The following is a 20,516-nucleotide window of genomic DNA, read 5'->3' as shown; positions in this document are numbered from 1 at the left end:
TGCTGATCGAAAAGCGCTTGCCGACACGAAGATTATTTTATTCCGAGTAACCCAAAATATTTCTATCCCGCCAAACCGAACCTATACGACCATTCGACAACTTGATCTGAATTATCGCCAAACTCTGTGAGCTTCCGGTGATACACAACTCCTTTGTATGATTTGCGCAGTCCGTTCGCCATGCAACGGTGTCTCAGGAAGGCAGCCACATGTTCAAAGCTGAAATTATGAAGGAGATTCTTGAACCGTTTATTCACTTCACATCGGCCATGCACCCGCCATTGCCGAGCAGGGATTGGCAAACCGCTGCGTGCATGGTCGTGAAAGCTGCATGGGAAACGGCCAGGATCAGGGCGTCCAGGTTGTGAATGACGTCGGGGGATGGCGAGATTGTGATGGTCCATGTACTTCGGCGGGATCGGCCAGGGGGGGGGCGTGACCTGCCGGACCAGCTGAAATAATGTGCGCCTCCAACACATTATGTGCTGGAGGCGCAGGTAGGAGTCGAGGAGCCTGTGGGTTGTAACTATTTTCGACACACCCCCCTGCGATTCAAGCCAAGGAGCCCCAACAATCCGGCACCGAGGAGCAACATCGTACCGGGCTCAGGAACGGCCGGGTTTGTACCACTGAATGAGCCGGCCTGAAGAAAGATGGCGGAATCAAGGACGTAATCGCCGGCATCGGCAATCTGCAGCGAGATCGTATGTGCCCCAGCGCCTAAGCCCAGCGCCTGGGCTGTCAAAACAGTTGTGAATCCATCATATTGAGTATCAAATTTAATATTGCCAGTATTGTCAATATAGTACGCAGAATTAGCCCCTAAATTGACATTATTAATAGAAACAGGACTTCCATTGGGAAGAAGTGCTATATTAACGCCGTCTATAAAAAATCCGAATACGTCATTATAGCTCGAACCTACCCATTCATTATACTCTTCAGATGCAAAGACGAAATTAAAGAAAAGATTTCCTGTTTCTGTTGTAAAAACAATATCAAGAACTGATGCGTCATGCGTAGTATAGCCCGGAATGAGTGCATTGAGTTGCGCAGTCCCGGAAACATCGTTATTCTCCCCGGCGTTGGCCTGACTGTTTGGCCCCACCGCCAAGCTGGCCAACCCGCTGGTCAGAATCACGCCTGAGTTGATGCCAATGGCCCCTGACGCTCCGCTGAACAGACCCGCAGCGCCGTTGGCGCCGCTGAACGAGCTTGAAACAACGCTGACGCCGCTGCCCAACAGATTGTTCACCAGCGTGGCGGCATCGGCGGTCGGAGTGATGCTCATTGCATGGGCAGCCCCGCTGACGATGACAAGAAAACTCACAACAAACACACACAGCGCATTTTTCATATCTCCCCCGGCACGATAGCGTTGATTACACATGAATTAGAGTCTTAACTGACTGTTGAAAAATTCTCAGAAATATAGAAGGTTGCCATGAACAAGGAGTTGTTATGGGACTTGGCAACCAAGGTGATGATCAGGGTCAGGTGTTTGTCATGTGTGCGGATTTACCGCGCTCACCTGGACACGTTTTTTATGACCGCTTGCAGTCGGTCTTGATCAAGGGCGGCTTTGACCGCTTTGTCGAGAAACTCTGTGAGCCTTATTATACGTCCGGTCCTGGCAGGAAATCCATTCCTCCAGGTCGATATTTCAGAATGCACTTGGTTGGCTATTTTGAAGGTATCGAGAGCGAGCGCGGGCTTGAGTGGCGGTGTTCCGACTCCTTGTCGCTGCGAAAGTTTCTGCGACTCTCCCTGACCCAGAGGGTTCCGGACCACTCCAGCCTGAGCAGAATCCGGCAGAGGTTGCCCCTGGAAGTCCACCAGGAAGTGTTCGGCTGGGTGTTGCAGGCGCTGACCAAATCCGGCCTGGTAGTTGGGGAGCGCCTCGGCGTCGACGCTTCGACCATGGAAGCCAACGCCGCCATGCGCTCGATAGTGCGCCGGGATACGGGCGAAACGTACCAGCAGATGCTTGAGCGCATTGCCAAGGACAGCGGGATCAAGACGCCGACCCGTGAAGAACTGGCCCGCATGGATCGCAAGCGCAAGGGCAAGAAGCTTTCGAACAAGGACTGGAAGTCGGAGAGCGACGAGGACGCGCGGATCACCAAGATGAAGGACGGCCGCACTCACCTCGCCTACAAGCCCGAGCATGCCGTAGACCTGGACACCGGAGCGATTGTCTCCGCCGACATCCACAAGGCCGACCAGGGGGACACGGCGACGATCGGCAATACGCTGGAATCAGCCCGTAAGAATCTTTCCGACGTTGGATGCACGCCGATAACCACGGCTCCGACGGAGGTCATTGCGGACAAGGGCTACCATTCTCGGGAAGTAATGAAAGAATTGGATGGCGGTGTCTGGAAGACAAGGATCGCTGAGCCGAAGGCGAACGGGCTGTACAACTGGAATGGTGACCACGAGGCACGGCGCGCCGTTTACAATAACCGCGCTCGGTTGAAGACAGTAAAAGGGCGCGAACTGGCAAAGCGACGAACGGAATTGGTCGAACGAAGTTTCCAGCATGTGCTTGATCGTGGAGGAATGCGCCGAACGCACCTTCGCGGGCAGGAAAACGTCCACAACTCGACTTTCGGGGTTAGCCATTAGCAGCTAACAACCTTTGTTCATTGAAAATATAATCGAAATTGTGCCCCAAACTACGCATTCCTTCTTGAAAAGCCTCAAGCAGTATGCGTTCGGCCTGGCTCTGGTTGTCGCCAAGTTTCTTCAGGCTTTCCAGAGTAATGCCTAGGATTTGGCACAGCGCTTTGACGAGCGTGCAGTCCTCAGCCTCTTCGCAACAACGATGGAACAGCAGGCCAAGGGTTCTTGGATCTTCCGTCCTGCGTTTCTCGATGCTCAGGAAGATGTATCGGGTCATCACGATGGTCGTGTGAGCAATGAGAGCGTCGAAGTCACGGCCCTGGCAGCCTTTCTCCAATTCCAAGTGCTGCTTGGCCGTGCGGAAGAACACTTCGATGTCCCAGCGCTTGCCGTAAATGCGGACAACGTCTTCATCGGCAAGGATGAGGTCAGTGGTAAGCAAGGCCAGCCAGTCTCTCTTGTGCTTGTTTCGCACGAAGACGAGCTTGGCTTTGAGGCCGTCTTTGAACTCAACCTGCGCGTTGGCCAGGATCTTGGCCCTGCCTCTGCGTTTTCGGATCAGGCTGTAAATCTGCGTCACGTCCATCTTCTGCCCTTCGAAGATGTAGTGGATTTTGGGTGTGCGTTTGACCATGCAGATGACGGAGACGTGCTTGCAAACCTCGGAGATCAGGGAAGGCATGGCGAACCAACTGTCCATGAGCAGGAACTTGGCCTTGATGCCGGCTTTCAGAGCGCGTTCGATCATGGGTTCGATCAGATCCGTGGATTTGGTCACAGCCTCCTGGCGCCGCCGTGCGCCGCATGATCTCTTATCAAGATCTTTGGAAACTTCTTGGTATCGTTGCTTTTTGTTCGCAGAAGAGCGCAGCGCAAAGTCGAGAGGCAACAGGGTCGATCCATCGGACCATGCCAAGGTGAGCAATTTGAAACCCTTGAGGAATCGCCCAGTCGTATGGTCATGAACTTTGGCCAGCAGTTCAACCTTCTTCGATCTGGGACGCTCGATGGTGGAATCGTCGAGAATAAGCACGGATTCACGACCTTTACTCGTCAAACCGTCAACAAATTCATGAACGCCAAAGGCCAGTTTGAGCAAGAATCGTCTCCAACCGAAATTGTTTGAGCGCATGAACTCATAGATGGCATCTTTTCCGACATCGCTTTTTGGATTGATGACGATGCTTCGATAGATATTCTTTCCTATAAAAGGAAGAACAAAGATGTTCAGAAGAATAGTCAAAGCAGAATATCCTCTTGCTTTCTTGATGCTTGAATTTCGCGCAATGGTCGCAATTCCGAACTGACTGAAAAACGAATCGATTCTGCTCTCACACTCGTTTTTAATGAGTTGCAAATCGATGGCATTATTTGTAGTTTGCATGCGGGGATTCCTTTTTTTGTGTTCTGTTGTGTGGTAACAAAAGAACTACTACAGAAGAAGGATCCCCTCAATCAAAATATTCAATTATTTCGAATAGATTTCTTTTTCAGCGACTTTACTAACAACCCCGAAAGTCGAGTCCACAAACGATACCTGCTGTGCGTGGCCGGGTTCAACCTCGGCCTGCTGATGCGCCAGTTGATAGGTTTCGGGACCCCGAAGGGGTATTTTTACCTCAATTCTGTGCAGATTTTTGTTTTTGTTCTGGGAGGGATGGTCTTCTCGATGATTTTTGTCGAGATGAAGAGCGAGACCGGCGAAGAATTTGTTGGAGCGCAGATTACCGTAGAACTGTGTTGATCATGAATAAATCAACGGGCTGTTAAGCCTCAAGGAGACATAGCAGACTTTGTGCCAGCATATTATCAATATTTCAGGTCGATAAAGATTTTCGCAAGCCGTTCCTGCACTCGAAGCCCCCCGTATCGCCCAAAAACCCATAACTATTCAATTTTAAACAACAATCAAACATTGTTGCTTTTGAAAGTACCGGCTCTTATCGACTGAAAAACCTTGCACCAACTCACGTTGACGCGGCGCGCAAACAAGGTGTTCCAGAAGAGGATTCGCGGCGAAAAACCGATTTGGGAAGGGCGATTGACATGACTGGCTTGAGAGCACCGGGGCTCGCTCACATGGTGATTGCAGGACATAAATTTTATTTGCCCCCCCTGATTCCCTCCTTCATCATGCCCTCCCGAACAGCGCGAAATATCCCGACTACACAAACCCGCATCTGTAAGAATGGCCGACAGCCCGATCTGAAATTTCGACACCCCCCATATTGCTTCAGACCAGGCGGCCGCTGCATGATTTGAGCAATTCCGGCCGACATGTTTTGGCGTCTCGGGAAGACAGCCCCCATTTTCAGTGCCGAAATTCCGAAGGAAATCCTCGAACATTTTCTGCACTCTTGGTCTCCGAATCTGGCCACATTATAATGAAAAATGCATCTGGCAACCTTCGACGAGCCTTGGAAGGGCCCATTATCGGTCACCAGATGCCTGAAGCGTCCCACATACCGCGGGAAATTTACAGAACCAAACTAACTCAACGTCGAGATATGCACCCCAAAGGCTAGCGGACCCTGCCCCGACGCATCCAAGAACTCAGCCCCAGGAAGCCACCCGCGAGAAGCAGCAGAGTGGAAGGCTCGGGAACAGTCGGAGCAGGCTCGTTAATATAAAAGTTGTCCATTCCGAAACAATCGACAGCATTGCCCACGGTAAAGGAGAACCAGTAGACGCTGTCAAATTCGCTCCCGAGAAAAATCTGCGGATTTGAGCCCACGAACCCCCAATCATCCGAAGGAAGCAACTGTGAAAAGCCGATGGTCGTTCCGTCCCAGGAAGCGTTGATGTAGGCTTGTTCATTGCCGGAGGCCGAACCACCACCGAAATCCGTGTTGGAAGTGAGGATGAAGTAGTTCAAATCGAAGGGATCACCATTCACCTGCGTAATTCGAATTTCCAAGAGCTGACCGTAATCACCGGTGCCCCAGTGACCGTGAATGACGTCATTGTCCCCTCCATAGTACGGAGCGACATATCCATCAGCACCGATAAAATCCAATTTGAACCCGCTTTCGACGTAATAATCGACATTCGAATAATAATTTACACCGTTAGTAATTCCTTGACTTCCACCATTTAAATACGCTGTTCCGCCAGTGAAGTCGATCACTGCGGCATGAGAAGAAAGTGCAAAGAGCAGAAATGCAGCGAGTAGAAAAATAATTTTCTTCATATTGCCCCCTGATAATTCACCAGGAGATTATTCAAAATTCGTACCATATCATAAAATAGACATTTCCGAAAAAAAAACATTTCAGCGATAACAATACATTGAAGTCAAAACTATTTTGAACTGCGAAACATACGCTCTCTCACCATCCATCGGGCTAACCCCAATGACACTAAATATTTCGATTGTTCCGAACCGTTTCTGTAAGAATAGCCGACAAGATTTGATGTTTCGACATGCTTCATTTTGCCCGCAGAGCAGGCGGCTCCTGCATGATTCGAGCAGTACCGTCCGCCATGCTTCGGCGACCCAAATGGCAATCTCCCCCGGAGTGAGGTTGCCCACCACAGTTCTTGGCCACGCCTTCGACGGGTGAGAGGCTGACCTTCTGTCCTTGCCGACGGGCGTGGGCACGGCCACTGCGGCATAATCGGCCTGCCGCAGGAGAAACGGGCCAGTGGTCGGCTCGAAATGCGCCGCAACCGCGAACCCGGTGGCACCCATCTCGTCCATGGCGTCGATAAGGAGTTTGTAGTTGGCGGCCTTCCGCCCAGAAAGATCGAACCGATGATCCGGAAATGTGTCACGAACTCGATTGCCAGAGTAAGACCGTCGTATCCGAGGCCGACCACGGCGATGATGGCGTTATTCATGAATGCGCAAAATTTATCGAAATATGGCCTATTGCATGAATAAGTGAGCGTTCTGCGAATCCCTTCTTCCCATTTTCAATCTATCAGACAGTAGGCATTGGCTTTATGGATGAGTTATGGCTACGCATCCTGAGCGCAGCGTTGATTTCTTCACCATAGGACTGTCCAGCACTGGCACAAAGGAGTTTTGTTTAAGCAGAAATAATCCAGCAGGCAGGCTCTCTTTTTGCATAGCGGCAAGTGCAATTTTATGTTATCGCACAGGCATGATATCTACCAGCGCCGACCTACACGAAACCATCGACAAAAATAAAGACTCTCACGGAATCCATTTGCAAAGGATTTAGCCAATGTATACGCCAAATTATTATCAATGCACTAGAAAGGAAATGCGTCAACTTCTACCTAAATCGTATTCAAAAGTACTTGAAATTGGATGCGGCGAAGGAAATTTTCGAAACAACTTGCGCCTAAAGAATGAATACTGGGGCGTTGAACTCGTGGAGGCGGTAGCCGAAATTGCAAAGACAAAATTAGACCATGTTCTTGTCGGTTCTTATCAAGAAAAAACAAATGAAATTCCAGATAATTATTTTGATTTAGTTGTATGCAACGACGTCATCGAGCATATGGCAGATCATGATTATTTTTTTAAATCCATAAAACAAAAAATATCACATAACGGATTTCTAGTCTTCTCAATTCCGAACGTGAGATATCATAAAAATTTATACAATCTGATTGTAAATAAAGATTGGAAATATGAAGACATCGGAATATTAGATAATACTCATTTAAGATTTTTTACAAAAAAAAGCATCCTTAGGACTGTCGATCACCATGGCTTTACTATCGAAGATTGCATAGGGATCAATGATTATTGGTTTAAAAAATTCTGGGAACGCTGTGTATATTTCGTTGCCAGAACAACTCTCGGTGAAGATATCAAATATCTTCAATTTGGAATTCGATTAAAAAAATCATGAAGAACCGACGACTTATTCAAGACGGCAGATACTCCCGGAAAAGTGGGTAGAAATCCCTCAGGAAATCCTCGACCCGTCTGTTGGCCGCATCCACATTGCCCTTGGCCTGGACAGAGATCCGAATAAAACTCTGGTCGCGACGGTTGTGAAACATAGAACCGGTAATCTCTGCCAGTTTGAGGGAATATTCGTCGGACATGGTTGTCCCACGCATGTAGAACCAGTAATAGATCAGTTCCCGCTGCTCACCCATGGCATAGAGTGCCCGGACCAGGTTGACCTGCTCTCCTCCCAGTTCCCTGACCGTACGTTCGGATGACATCTCGAACCATCCGCTGCCCGGCAGACAATGCTTGGGGGAATGGATGCCGCCGGTGTCCGGGCCGCCGTCGAAGAAACTCAGGTACATGTCCACCGTTGTCCCATCCGGCGCCACATAGCGTCGAGACAGATAATCCGTGGGCATGAGCACCTTGATGACATTGTCGCTCAAGGATGACTGCCCGACCATGCGCCATCCATTATGGACCGGGGGGAATTCGCTGAATGGTTTGGCCAAGGGTACGATCAGGTCGCGATGGAAGCTCATGTACGCGGCCATACCGGCCAACAAGACATAGAGAACGAGAAATCGGAAGCGGAGATTCATGACCACCTCTTCAAACTGGTGCCAAGAAGTACAAACATGACCACGGCCGCGCCGAACACAAACAGTCCTGCAAATTCATGAAAAAAGCCCTCGGCGGCCGCCGAGCCGAAATACTGGGCCAGGATGCCCGTGGCTATGACGCGCAGACAGTTGGTGAAAATGGCGATGGGCAGGGTCGCGAGAATGAGAATGACCCGATCCCTTGTCTTGGCGTGCAACACAAAGGCGTAGGCCGCGCCCAGGGCCAGCAGGGACATGATGGAGCGCAGGCCGCTGCAGGCGTCGGCGACCTCAAGGGTGATGTTCGGGAACATGAGAATATTGCCCTCTTGGAGCACCACGATGCCCAAGGCCTTCATGCTCAGAACCGAAACTTTGGTGACGAACAGCTTAAGGGGGAAGGCCGCTGCGTCGTAGATGATATACGGAATGGGCACCATGAGCAGCAGGTAGCACAGAGGGGCCAGCAGGATCTTGAATATTTCCCATCCCAGCAGATAGAGCACCGATCCGGCCACGATGATGACCAGGGAGGAGCGCATGGTGAAATATTCCGTGCCCAGCCACCCGAGAAAAAGCACGCCAAGGCCCATGACGATAATGGCAAGTCCGGCATTGCTGGGCCGGACCACGGCTGCCACAAGATCATCCTTCCGCATGTAGGCCAGATACCCGGCGATGAACGGCACAAGGAAGCCGTGAGAATAGTTGTCGTCCTTTTGCCAGTCGAGAATCATCTCGTAGAAGATGGCGTGGTAAATGGCGGCAAGCAGCACAAGCACGACAACCAGTTCGAGTTTGTATGCCCGCAAGGTCTGTGAAAGGGTCACGTGTCCTCCTTTGGTGAACCAGCATAAATGTGTCCTGGCACCGCTGATAATTGCGCCCAGCGAAACTTTTGCGTAACCACCGGATTGGCGCGGCCCTGCCACCCACACCGATCCGAACCCCATGAAAAAATTTGACTCAATCCTTACTTTCTTGGCCTGGAGCTACCTGGCAGTCTCCATCACCACACTTACGTTCATGTACCTCGCCGGCGACCGCTGGTGGCCGGGCACCCTGCTGCTATACGGCCCACGCTGGGTGCTGACCCTTCCTCTTTTCCCGCTCCTGCCCTTGGCGCTGTGGAGAAGAGTCCGATTGCTTGTTCCTCTTCTTCTGGCTGGCACCATAGTCGTTGGTCCGTTCATGGGGATGCAATGGGCATTTTCAATGCCGAATAACGCAAATGGACACGTGGTGCGTGTTCTCACGTGCAATATCCAAACAGGAAACATCGACTGCAAAGCACTTTCACAACTTATCCGTGAAAAAAATGTCGATCTCGTGGCCCTGCAGGAATGCCCGCCTTCGCTCCAGCTTGACTTGCCGCCCGGATGGCAAATGATTCAAACCGGAATCCTCGCAATCCTCTCCAGGTATTCAATCCAAGCCCACGAACCAATCATGGCCCCGCATCCTCCTCACGTTTGGCCACGCCACAGTCTGCTGCCTTGCAGTGTGACCACACCTGAAGGCGAGTTCATTTTCGGATCCATGTACTTGCCAAGTCCCCGCTATGGACTTCAGCATATTCTGGATCGCGCAATAGGAATCAACCCCCGGAAGGCGGACCTTCTCGTCGCGGAAACGGAGAATCGACAAAAAGTATCTGAACTTGTCCGCAATTCGCTCAAGTTCCGGGAATCTCCCCTTATCATCGCAGGGGATTTCAACATGCCAGTCGAAAGCAATATTTATCAAACATATTGGAGTGAATTTTCCAATGCATTCGCAGAAAAAAGTTTTGGATATGGATGGACATACAGAGACTATGCATACGGAATACCAATTAACCTTCGAATCGACCACGTACTGACTACAAATGGAGCACACCCTCTGCAATGCTTTGTTGAAAAATACATTGGTTCAGACCATCGTCCAGTTATCTCGGATATTTATATTTCAAGAATAAAATGATAAATTTAATAACCGCCAAGCAAGATCATAAAAATATGAATTTATTTTGACATGGATATCAATTCCTCAACTTCAACATACTGTTTTGTCGCCCATCAATTGTCTGATTGAATAACATACGGATATCTTGTGCACTTTTCCGCACATCAAAACGTTGAGCAGCTGTTGCACGAAAGGACACAAAAATTCCATCATAATCAGAACGCATCAGATCACCCATAGCCTGAGCCAAGCCCACCGGATCCCCATCCGGCACCACGATAGCCGGAGTGTCCCGCACGACCTCACGCAAGCCAATGCAATCCGAAGCGATAAGCGGAACTCCACTAACAAGGGCCTCCATGGCCAATAATCCGCACGCCTCCCATCTGGACGGCATGACAACAGCATCCAAATCGCAATAAATAGCTGCAACATTAGCCTGAAAAGGCAGAAAAACAATGCGATGTGCAACCCCTCTTTCTGCAGCCAGCGCCTCATATTGCGCCCTGTAATCCCCAGAACCTACGGCGATGAGCCGGTAATCACGCTTCATGGACTTCTGTTCCAGGGCGGCCAGAGCATCGATGATTTTATCGAAACCTTTCTGTGGCATAAAACGACCCAAAAAACCAAAAAGAAACAGCTCTGTTCCGAAACCCTGACTCCGCCTGAACTCTCCCGACTTCCTCGGGCCGGAAAACATCTCCGGGTCTATGCCATTCAGAATCGCGACTTGATTCGTCCTGGATCGAGCCAGACACGACACCTGCTCCCGGACATGCGCAAGAATGTCTTCGCTGACAGCATAGACGGCATCCACAGAACAAATGGCCCAGTTGGTGACAAAACGCTTCAGACGCCCCGCGAAGCCGTGCAGCAAACGGTCTTCAAGAACGCCGTGCACCGTGAGCACATGAGGTATGCGAAAAAAATGATTGGGCAAACAGACCGCGATGGCGGAGATAAACCCCTGACTCTGGACAATGTCATGACGTCTCCAAGCCAAAGCACGAAATACCGACCACATAAATCCCAAAGGATTCGCATGTGCAAGAATCAATTCAGCACCGATACTCCTGGCATCTTCTCGCAAGGCCGCACTCTCCTGGACATCGGCTGCAAGAATGGTGATTTCCCAGTCTGGACCGAGGTGCCTGTAAACATATCGCATATAGGTTCGAATGCCTCCGAGGGGCCAACGAACAATCGCCAAGAGGCGCTTACTTTTTTCCAAAGCGCTTCACCTCTCGTTGAAAAAAATGATGCCCTAGCACAGTCAATGCAGCTAGCCATAACCATGTGTAGCGATAAAGGTTATGGTCGCCCCATCCTTTAAAAAGCATGAGGATTATGGTTTGGATGATCGCCTGCGCTACAAGAGAGTAAAATATAAGTGGGACAGGATCTATATCTCTAAACGATGCCGATGCTGATTTCCGATCTTGAATATCAGAAGAATGATGAGCACGATGAATTTTTCCATTTAACTGTTTTGCATCATGCCTAGAAAAATGAATATTATTTGCTTCACCACGGCGTTCCATGAGTTGGAATATTCGAACAATACGTCTATTATAGACGATCATCAATATCACCAAGATACCAAAAGTGACACCACCAAACAACCCAAGCTCTCCAAGCAATTGACCATAGAGATTATGGGCATTCATGCGGATACCCCAACTTAAGGGATAATTATTGGGGCCAACGCCGAGAATTGGATTTTCAACGAAAAGCGAAATGCCATGCTTAAACCCTTTCATTCGTCCATCCGCAGATTGACGTGCATTCTCAGGGCCGACGCCATCAACAAAGGTGGAAAGAAAACGAGTTTGAAAATCTTCAGGCATGGCTTGCCACGAACAAATTAAAACTATTGCGATAACGAAAGTAGCAACAAATTTGCGGGAACTGCTTATGAAGATGATCAAAAAAAACAAAAGTGCCGTCACCATCCCGCTGCGAGAACCAGTCATTACAATGGCGACAAGGGCCAAACAGCCATAAGCCCAAAAAGCGCGACGCAGCCAGACACTTTCAAATTCACTCCGAATCATAGCCCAAACCAACGGGAGGGAATAGCAAATTGAGGCGGAAAATGAATTGGGATCACCATAGGTTATATCTATCCCTATCATTCTTGAAATGCCCATTCGATAGACATGGCGCCCATTAACAAAAAACTCCCATGCAGATTTTCCGACATACAGAAACATGACCCCAATGAACGCTATAATGATAAATCGGAAATCTTTCTCATCCCTCACGCAAAGGAGAACCATAAAATAAAAGACAACATATTTCAGGTAATCCTCAATCATCCTCAATGATTCATCCCAGCTTATGGAAAATGTTCCAGATACCAAGAGTGCAAGAGAAAAGAATAAAACAACACCGTTGAGTGAACTCGAAAGAAAGCGCTTCTCTTTTGATAAAAAAACAATCCCCATTAAGCAAAGCATGTAAATTCTTTCCACACGAAACTCACCAAGAACAGGCCAATATTCGTAAGGCCGAAAAATGAGCAGAAAAAGATACCCTGCAAGCAAAGTTGGTAGCAAATGAAATTCTTTCATAAATTTAACGACATAAAATAAGCTTCGCGAAGCGCTTGTAAGCATTGATATAGAACGGAAATTTGCATATAGCCATCAATGCGTAAATAATGCCTTCTTTCTTCTTCCCGATTGCCGCTAGATAATATCCGTAATTAGACCACGTATCAGACCAGGCCAGAGCGGGCACATACCACGACATTGAAGATCTGATCTGAGGATTGGAAAGATTCTTCCGCATAATTTGTTGTGCACACTCATAACGTTTCATGGTGTTTTTGGACAAATTAGAGTGACCTGTTCTGTATTTTACCAGAGGCTCATCAACAAAATCGAATTTACAAACCCTTGCAAGCCGTATCCACAAATCATAGTCTATTCCCATTGGTATAGACTCGTCGAAATATCCAACTTGCTCCAGGCACGACCTGCGAATCACACATGATGAAAAACATATGAAATTGTCGACAAAAATATGGTCCAGAATCCAACCCCTCCTAAGCTCCCGTTCATTGCCTGAAACTTCGATGCCATCGACATCTATCCACAGACGTCGCGAATAAACCACACCAACTTCTGGGTCTGCGAAAAGAGCAAGTTGTTTTTCAAGCTTAGTAGGCATCCAAATGTCATCGGCATCAAGAAAAGCGATAAACTCACCGCGAGACTCGCAAATCCCACGGTTTTTAGTTTTTGGTTGCCCTTGGTTATTTTGATAAAAATAAAATATATTTGAATGGTCGACTAATGGCGCAACAATGTCTCTTGTATTATCAATAGAGCCATCATCAATAATTATAATCTCAAAATCTTTATATGACTGCAAAAGTAAAGAATTTATCGCTTTATAAACAAAAACTCCATAATTATAAGTAGAAACAACTATACTAACGCGAGGACATCTTATCATCATCTTCTCTTAACAAATTCGACTTAAGTTTACGCAAAAATTCGACTACACTTACAGGAAAAAATGATACTAATATATAAAAAAAACAAATTCTCGCTGAAAAACCATCTCTAATTGCATTAATCATATTTTTTCTGCATAGCATCATATTGTAGCTAGAAAAAAATACATATCCTAAATTCCAATAAGCTCGCGATCTGTGTTCGATTGCAACACGACAAACCGCACGATTTGTGCAACCATCTATTACCTTGCTATACATCTGAATTTGGCCCAAGTGATATTTATCACGTACCGACGTAGCTCCGCCACCATGATCATGTCGTATCGTTAGAGGCTCGTCGATGAACCCTATTTGAAATTTTTTAGCAACACGCAACCACATATCTCGATCTTCTGAGTGAGTCAAAGATTCATCAAAATAACCTACTTGATCAAAACAATCTCTATAAAGCATCACAGTCGGGACAAAAATAAAACCTTCTTCCAGCAAATTTAAATATAAATCTCCAGAGCTAAAATATTTATATTTTCTTTCATGCAAATATGATCTATTGACAAATGCATTATTACAAACATGAGACATATCTGTATAACACATGCGATAATTGTTGTTTATTGACAAGAATTTTACTTGTTTTTCTAATTTGTCCACTGTCCACTCATCATCTGCATCTAAAAAAGCAATCAACTTTCCATTTGCTTTTTTAATTCCAAAATTTCGAGCAGATGATACGCCTCCATTTTCTTTATAAAAATACCGTATATTAGAATTATAATCTTTTAAAACGTTAGCGAGATTATCTGTTGAACCATCATCTATTACTAGAATCTCATAATTGCCGTAAGTTTGACTCAAAACAGAATCTAAAGCACGCCCAATAAAACGCGCATAATTATAAACCGGTATAATCACTGAAACGAAAATTGATATATTATTAACCATGATCAAATTTCAATCTTTGAATAATTTGCTTTATAATTGACTTAACATCTAAAAATAGCAGATTAATTATAAAATATGGATGCATAAGTAAAAATTTAACCCATCCATATTGATATAACTTCGAAACTTTAAATTTACCACGCTTATTTAAAACTGCATCAAAAAATGCTTGCACACAAACACAAGCGTAATCATACATTTTTAATGATTCAAATTTCTTAGCATTAAATATTGCAACATGAGCTGTTCTTCGCATTAAATCACGATTATATTTAAAATTCATAATATCAGACCATAAAAAATAATTATTCCTTATTATATAATAATAGTAATATGAATTATTATAATTTTTTTTCAAGTATTCATTTTTATGATAAATTTTTACATCAGGCTCATAAATATTTTTAAAACCGTTAAGAAGCGATCTGAGCGAAAATTCTGCATCTTCCGCATATGCAAAATAGCTTTCATTTAGTACACCAATTTTTTTTATTAAATTTGCACTAACCAACAAAGCAGTCCCCCACAAACAAACATTATCACCATTATGATACTTTAATTGATCGCCTTCTTTATTATTCCAGTCTATCTCTAAATGATCCCAATCAACAGCATTGCCTTTAAATTGATGTATATGCGGATAATCATAATAGCAAATTGCCGGACTGACCAAACCAACACTTTCATTAGAACTGGCAACATAAACAATTTTAGAAAGACAATTCGAATCTACAACTGTATCATTATTCAACAACCACACATAATCAGCACCCTCTGAAACAGCCAAGCGCATACCTTGATTATTCCCTCCTGTGAACCCAATATTTTCACTATTGACGATCATCCGCAAATCAGGAAATGCAGCCTTGATTATTTCAACAGAACCATCCGAAGAAGCATTATCAATCAATAAAACTTCAAAATTAGAATAGTCAGACTTATAAACCGAATTTAAACAATCTATTGTATCTTGCCATTTATTCCAATTCAAAATTATGATGACAACTTTACTCATATTAACGGCGACTTATCGTATTGTTTATTCGAATGAGCATATCCCATTTTGTCATAAAGCCATAACTTAGAAAAAATGCCAATCCGCATATAAACGATTTAATACTGAGATTTAAAAAGTTAAATTCAACTTCAAAATGACTAAATACATAAACAGATACTAGCATGAGAGAAGATGAAATGATTGTTTCTTTAATTACATCTAAAAAATTAACCTCTATTTTATATTCGATATAAGGTATAAATATAAAATATTGCAAAACATACGAAACGCAAAGCAACAAAGCGACACCTTTAATATCAAAAAATTTTAAAACTGGACATATGAAAATCATTAGAAATATTGTAGCCAATAAATTAGCTTTAAAAAGCACCTTAGAATCACCTAAAGCCACGACAACGTTTCCAATAGGCTCTAGAATTGCCCTAATTATCCCATACACACATAAAATCTGAAAGGCGGTCAAAGCTGGCATCCACTTGTCCGTACCCGCACCAAGTATCACAATCAAAAAATCCTCTGCCACACAAGCCAGTGTTCCATTAACGAGAACAGCAAAAAATGCGACATACTTCAATGAATCCGTGTATGTTTTCTTCAACAATTCAGGATCATTCCTGACTGCTGAAAATGCCGGAAACAACACAGATAAAACGGTCTGACTCAACAAAATCGGGATTTTTGTTCCCCAGTCAAGCGCCAAAGAAAAATATCCTAGAACAATTGGACCTTGCACAGAACCTACAACAAAATTTGAGGCGTTGAAAATTAAATATATCATCAATCCGGATATAAAGATGAATCCGCCAAAATTCAGCAATTCTTTCGCAGACTCTTTTTCAACTTCATATTTTAGTTTGATTGGCTTCACTATTTTTATTGTAGCGACATATACCAGAGTTGACAATAAATTAGCCCACACTAAACTCCAAAAACCATATCCAGCATAAGCCATAAAAACAGATATAAAAGAGCCAGTTACTGTTGACAACAAAGATGCAATATTTAATAGCAAGAAATTCATTTCTCTTTTTAACATTACTACAGAGATGAATCCTAAACTATTGAGCACAAAATTAAAAGCCATCAAACGGATTACCCACTCTATGCCTGGATAATCATAAAAATACGGGACAACAATAGAAATTAGCAGCGCAATGGTGACAAGAACGAATGCCACAACATTTCGCATCGTGAAGGCTGTGTTCAATACTCTTTGCGAAACATACTGCCTTTGCACCAATGCGCTTCCAAGTCCAAAGTCGCTGAACTGGCTCAGGAAGCTCACGAAAATTGCCGCGAATGCCACAATCCCGTAATCTTCAGAACTTAATATTCTGGCAAGAAAAATACTTGTTACGCCCTGTATCGCTACGATTACAATTCTTGCCATCGTATTGTATGCAATACCCTTTGCAATTTTATTGCCTATATCTTGCAAGCTTTCTCCAGATCGGTCATCGGATTGAATTAAAACTTCAAGGCATACAACGGGTCTCCGACGGCGCTCATCGCCCACCTCACAGTCGGAGTCCCCATACAGTAGCTCTCTGCAAATGAACTTTTTGCATCCCAAAGCCGTTCAAAAAAGATATCCCCACGCGTGTACCCTTGAACGTAGGGCTCGATCACAGCCCCGAACGTTCCAGTTACGCCAGTCTCCAAAAGCCCCTGAACCCACGTCTCAGACTTTGGCCTGTTGATCCGTGCAAGCGTGTTGGATTTCAAGTATGCCGCCACCGAACCAACAGGCCATTGTCCTGATCGGATTGGCTTTTCGTAATCATGCCCCCAGGCAAAAAACCACATGGTGTCGTCAGGGACCATATTGCTTGAGGTAAAAAGCCGATCTTCCAGAACTGCCGTGATGCCTAGGCGTTGCGCAATTTTGAAGGCGTCCTCGCCATGGTTTTCCCTGACAAAGAATGCGGAACCCGACTTAGGAGTTACCGATTTCTCTGCCGTCATGGCTTTATCCACCAAGGATTTGGCAATCTCCACATTTGGCCCATCCAATCTTGAAACGAGATACAACCCCCACGTTGGATCAAAGTGCTCATCCCTACCAAAGAGCGGATTGGGTGTACCCATTACACGCCCCCACGTGTAACGATCAAACAGGTCCATGAGCATAGAGTCCAGCGCTCTTCCCTCAAGGCGCAACTGAATTCCGTAGCACGGAACAATGACCCGTATTTTTCCAGCCAGATTGTTCTCCAGAAGGTGTTCCCGGATGTCATCAATAATCTGGTGCTTGAGCCCTTGCTCATAGGGCGGCAAATTCAATTCCAGAATATTCTCGGCGGGCACTCCTCGCCGTTCCGCGTAATGTTGTGCTACACTCAGTGAATCGCGGCTCCCCTTCCGTACCAGCAACAGCACTTCTTCCGGCCGGGGCGACCTTGCAGTTTCCCAGTTCGCAGGACCTGACTCCACACCAGGACCAGGCTTACCGTCCACATCAACGGCCCTGACCTGATACACATAGGAAACGCCCGGAAGGATTGACTTGTCCCGGAACATGGTCGGCTGAATCTCAGGCAACACTCCCTGCAAAACCGCGCCACTGTGTTTTGAGGACATGCCTGCAACCTTCTTGACATGTCCCACAGGCACAAAATCCGTCTCATCGGCCCTGCGGCGAAAAATATCATATCCGGCGATATTCACCTCTTCCAACGGATCCCAGAAGACGCCAATGGCATGAGGCCCCGAAGCGGTATACACATTTTTCACCTTCGGTGGAGTGTCCTTGGCCCGTGATCCTGGAAATCCGAACAACACCATGGTTTCAAATTCTTTTCCCTCTTTGTCATAGGCCTGGCCCACAAAAATGACCCTGGACCCGTTCTTGAGGTCGGAAACCTTAAGCCTGCTGTCCGTCCCCACATCCTCGATCAGCAGCAGCGGCTCGACACGGTACGCCATTTCATCGCCGTCCCGCAGACGATAGATGCGCACTCCGGCCAACGATCCCGACTCCAATGCGCCATCCGCGTATTTCCATTTCAGTTCGACAGCACCGTTCCTGTTCTCCACGCGCCCGTCCATCAACATTTGCCCAGAAGCGGTCATTGCAAATAACGACAAGTCCAAATAAATCACTAAAAAGATGAGTAAAATAAAATAAAAAATCGTATTAACTTTTTTTTTCATTTTATCAATTTTACATTAAATATATTAAAAAATGGATTTATGCATCAATAGAATTCATCATTATATTTCGCTAATCATATATATCACAAAGTGAGCGCTTTGAACAATTCTGTTTCTCAATAAATATCCTGACCCATAAGTCAAATGATATCAGCATAAATACCAAACATCCGTACTTCTTTTTATCTAAAAATTCTTTAAATATGAAATTAACATACGAAATATTTAATAACGCTTGCGATGTTTTCGAAAATCGCTCAAACGCTTGGGTACGAAGCAAGAAATTTTGCAACCACGTTTCCAATGGCGGTGTAAATCCACCCTTTTTTCGTGTAATGATGGACTCTGGGAGATATTTTCTCGAAATGTTATCACGAAGATGCGCTTTTGTCGTGCATTTTGACATAAGCTGGGCATAAAAGCCGCCTCGAATTTTTTCCTCCATAGGAAGTCCGGCCGCAAACCCGGCATAAGGCGAGGCAAGATAAGGCTCCCGAATAAGCAACCCCAGAGCAGATGAAGCTTTCCCGACCTTGGAAAAAACGCCGAAAGAACCGTCAATGTAGAAATCGACAAAATTTATTATCCGCAAGTTGTCCGCATGCGTCTTTACAATACTGTCACCAAGCATACTCTTGGAATACGTTGCCTTGAAATTACAGCGAAAATCCGGATTCAGCAGCGCCAACATTTCGCTCCGTTGGTTATGCCCCCAGTGTGGCAAGGCAAAGAGCTCACTGTACGTATACTCGATGTCTTCAGATGATGATCGCCACAACCGATTAACATATTTATTTTGACGCGGGAGAAAACTAATATGTCGCGCCATGAAACCCAACGATCGTTTCATAGCCAAAGAATAATACCTATTAAAAAGATGATCCGGACCATCACCGGAAATAACAGCACCAAAATTATTTTTTATTTCTTTAAACAACGCATATGTAGGCAATATTGAATAGTCGAGAAACGGCTCTCCAATCGATTCGACAATCATTGGCAAGTCATGCAAAACATTTTCATGACCAAGCTCAACACAAATCAAATCTATACCGCAATGTTTAGCAACAATTTTCGCATATCCAGATTCGTCCAAATGGCCACATCCTGTAAAAACACCTGTATAACAAGACACTTGCCGACCTAGTTCTTTGGCTGCCATTCCAACCAACGTACTCGAATCCAGCCCGCCGCTGAGTAGAAAACACGCATTACTGTCAGCATATCTTTGCAAATACGACAAAATATAGTTTTCGCCCGTCGAAGGTTCCAAAGATTTCTTTTTTTCCAAGAAAGGCAAGGCAAAAAAGTTGGTTCCGGATATCTGCCCGTCTGAAACGGTCGCCAAACAACCTGGGCCAAGTTTATAAATGTCTCGGGCCAGAGTCCTTTGCGGCAACACATAACCAGTTGCAATCAACTGAGAAATTGCATCAGGGGAAATTGCCAGGTTTGAGATGCGGTGTGCAACGTGCTTAAACGAAGTCGAACAGAATAATCCATCACCGCTCAAATGATAGTAAAGAGTGCAAAAACCACCAATACTGTCCGTGCAAATCGAAACAACCTTCTTAACATTGTCATACACGACAATAGAATAAAGCCCGTTCAGTTTTTTGATTGCCGACACTCCATCTCTCTTAATCTGAATCGAAAGCCATCTTGCCGGATTATCTTTTTCGCTCATTACTACGTCATCACTATTCACTTCCCCATAAATAAAGACAAATGGGGCATTATCTTTCAAGAAGTAACTGCTGTTATGAGCACAATTTTTAGATGAATAAATAAATTTGAGATTATCGATTTCGACTGATTCCTGTCCCTGGAATTCTTCAGTTACTGAATAGTCGCCATGGTAAGCAGTGCTAAAAATAAATCCGTACATAA

Annotated in this window: 16 protein-coding genes and 1 pseudogene; 4 read left to right on the top strand and 13 right to left on the bottom strand. The window is 45.5% G+C overall.

The genetic code is table 11. From position 1 onward, the window contains the following. Window positions 1-526: 526 nt before the first annotated feature. Entirely contained in the window at window positions 527-1,357 is an 831-nt protein-coding gene (locus ACZ5AC_RS06560) for a choice-of-anchor L domain-containing protein (RefSeq protein ID WP_464250149.1), read from the bottom strand. 104 nt (window positions 1,358-1,461) lie between these two features. Between ACZ5AC_RS06560 and ACZ5AC_RS06555 the strand changes: the two are divergent. Next, window positions 1,462-2,598: pseudogene (locus ACZ5AC_RS06555) on the top strand (transposase); the annotation flags it as partial. 19 nt (window positions 2,599-2,617) lie between these two features. On the opposite strand, the gene ACZ5AC_RS06550 reads toward ACZ5AC_RS06555, so the two are convergent. Further along, entirely contained in the window at window positions 2,618-4,009 is a 1,392-nt protein-coding gene (locus ACZ5AC_RS06550; protein ID WP_464250148.1) for an IS4 family transposase, read from the bottom strand. A 162-nt stretch (window positions 4,010-4,171) separates the two neighbouring features. Between ACZ5AC_RS06550 and ACZ5AC_RS06545 the strand changes: the two genes are divergently transcribed. Then, a complete protein-coding gene (locus ACZ5AC_RS06545) occupies window positions 4,172-4,369 on the top strand; it encodes a hypothetical protein (protein WP_464250644.1) in 198 nt (65 codons plus the stop codon). Window positions 4,370-5,146: 777 nt separating this feature from the next. Here ACZ5AC_RS06545 and ACZ5AC_RS06540 read toward each other — a convergent pair. Beyond that, window positions 5,147-5,815 carry a PEP-CTERM sorting domain-containing protein gene (locus ACZ5AC_RS06540; protein WP_464250147.1) on the bottom strand — a complete coding sequence of 223 codons (669 nt, stop codon included), beginning with the start codon at window positions 5,813-5,815 and terminating at the stop codon, window positions 5,147-5,149. Between the two features lie 1,000 nt (window positions 5,816-6,815). Between ACZ5AC_RS06540 and ACZ5AC_RS06535 the strand changes: the two genes are divergently transcribed. After that, window positions 6,816-7,451 (top strand): class I SAM-dependent methyltransferase, encoded by a 636-nt coding sequence (locus ACZ5AC_RS06535; RefSeq protein ID WP_464250146.1) that lies wholly within the window; start codon window positions 6,816-6,818, stop codon window positions 7,449-7,451. Window positions 7,452-7,467: 16 nt separating this feature from the next. On the opposite strand, the gene ACZ5AC_RS06530 is transcribed toward ACZ5AC_RS06535, so the two are convergent. Both ACZ5AC_RS06530 and xrtA read right to left on the bottom strand, forming a co-directional pair. Next, window positions 7,468-8,100 (bottom strand): exosortase C-terminal domain/associated protein EpsI, encoded by a 633-nt coding sequence (locus tag ACZ5AC_RS06530; protein WP_464250145.1) that lies wholly within the window; start codon window positions 8,098-8,100, stop codon window positions 7,468-7,470. After that, entirely contained in the window at window positions 8,097-8,930 is an 834-nt protein-coding gene (xrtA, locus tag ACZ5AC_RS06525; protein ID WP_464250144.1) for an exosortase A, read from the bottom strand. The genes ACZ5AC_RS06530 and xrtA overlap by 4 nt, the downstream gene beginning before the upstream one ends. A 121-nt stretch (window positions 8,931-9,051) precedes the next feature. Between xrtA and ACZ5AC_RS06520 the strand changes: the two genes are divergently transcribed. Then, the gene (locus ACZ5AC_RS06520; protein ID WP_464250143.1) at window positions 9,052-10,062 is read left to right on the top strand and encodes an endonuclease/exonuclease/phosphatase family protein; all 1,011 of its coding nucleotides are present in this window, start codon (window positions 9,052-9,054) and stop codon (window positions 10,060-10,062) included. A gap of 58 nt (window positions 10,063-10,120) precedes the next feature. Here the strand turns inward: ACZ5AC_RS06520 and ACZ5AC_RS06515 are convergent, their stop codons facing one another. From ACZ5AC_RS06515 to ACZ5AC_RS06480, 8 genes are all read right to left on the bottom strand, one after another. Beyond that, window positions 10,121-11,257: a glycosyltransferase family 4 protein gene (locus ACZ5AC_RS06515; protein WP_464250604.1), complete on the bottom strand. Its 1,137-nt coding sequence runs from the start codon at window positions 11,255-11,257 to the stop codon at window positions 10,121-10,123. A 7-nt stretch (window positions 11,258-11,264) separates the two neighbouring features. Beyond that, the gene (locus tag ACZ5AC_RS06510) at window positions 11,265-12,620 is read right to left on the bottom strand and encodes an O-antigen ligase family protein (protein ID WP_464250142.1); all 1,356 of its coding nucleotides are present in this window, start codon (window positions 12,618-12,620) and stop codon (window positions 11,265-11,267) included. Window positions 12,621-12,624: 4 nt separating this feature from the next. Next, complete coding sequence (locus tag ACZ5AC_RS06505) at window positions 12,625-13,509, bottom strand: glycosyltransferase (RefSeq protein WP_464250141.1); 885 nt, start codon at window positions 13,507-13,509, stop codon at window positions 12,625-12,627. Beyond that, complete coding sequence (locus ACZ5AC_RS06500) at window positions 13,487-14,455, bottom strand: glycosyltransferase family 2 protein (protein ID WP_464250140.1); 969 nt, start codon at window positions 14,453-14,455, stop codon at window positions 13,487-13,489. Before ACZ5AC_RS06500 ends, ACZ5AC_RS06505 begins: the two co-directional genes overlap by 23 nt. Beyond that, window positions 14,448-15,470 (bottom strand): glycosyltransferase family 2 protein, encoded by a 1,023-nt coding sequence (locus ACZ5AC_RS06495; protein ID WP_464250139.1) that lies wholly within the window; start codon window positions 15,468-15,470, stop codon window positions 14,448-14,450. The genes ACZ5AC_RS06500 and ACZ5AC_RS06495 overlap by 8 nt, the downstream gene beginning before the upstream one ends. A gap of 1 nt (window position 15,471) precedes the next feature. Next, complete coding sequence (locus ACZ5AC_RS06490) at window positions 15,472-16,911, bottom strand: lipopolysaccharide biosynthesis protein (RefSeq protein ID WP_464250138.1); 1,440 nt, start codon at window positions 16,909-16,911, stop codon at window positions 15,472-15,474. 29 nt (window positions 16,912-16,940) lie between these two features. Next, window positions 16,941-18,626, bottom strand: a complete 1,686-nt coding sequence (locus ACZ5AC_RS06485) for a TIGR03790 family protein (RefSeq protein WP_464250137.1) — start codon at window positions 18,624-18,626, stop codon at window positions 16,941-16,943. A gap of 70 nt (window positions 18,627-18,696) precedes the next feature. Then, the gene (locus ACZ5AC_RS06480; RefSeq protein WP_464250136.1) at window positions 18,697-20,514 is read right to left on the bottom strand and encodes an asparagine synthetase B family protein; all 1,818 of its coding nucleotides are present in this window, start codon (window positions 20,512-20,514) and stop codon (window positions 18,697-18,699) included. Between the last annotated feature and the right edge of the window lie 2 nt (window positions 20,515-20,516).

Source organism: Desulfomicrobium aestuarii (assembly GCF_055385525.1).
This window is presented reverse-complemented; position numbering and strand designations above follow the sequence as displayed.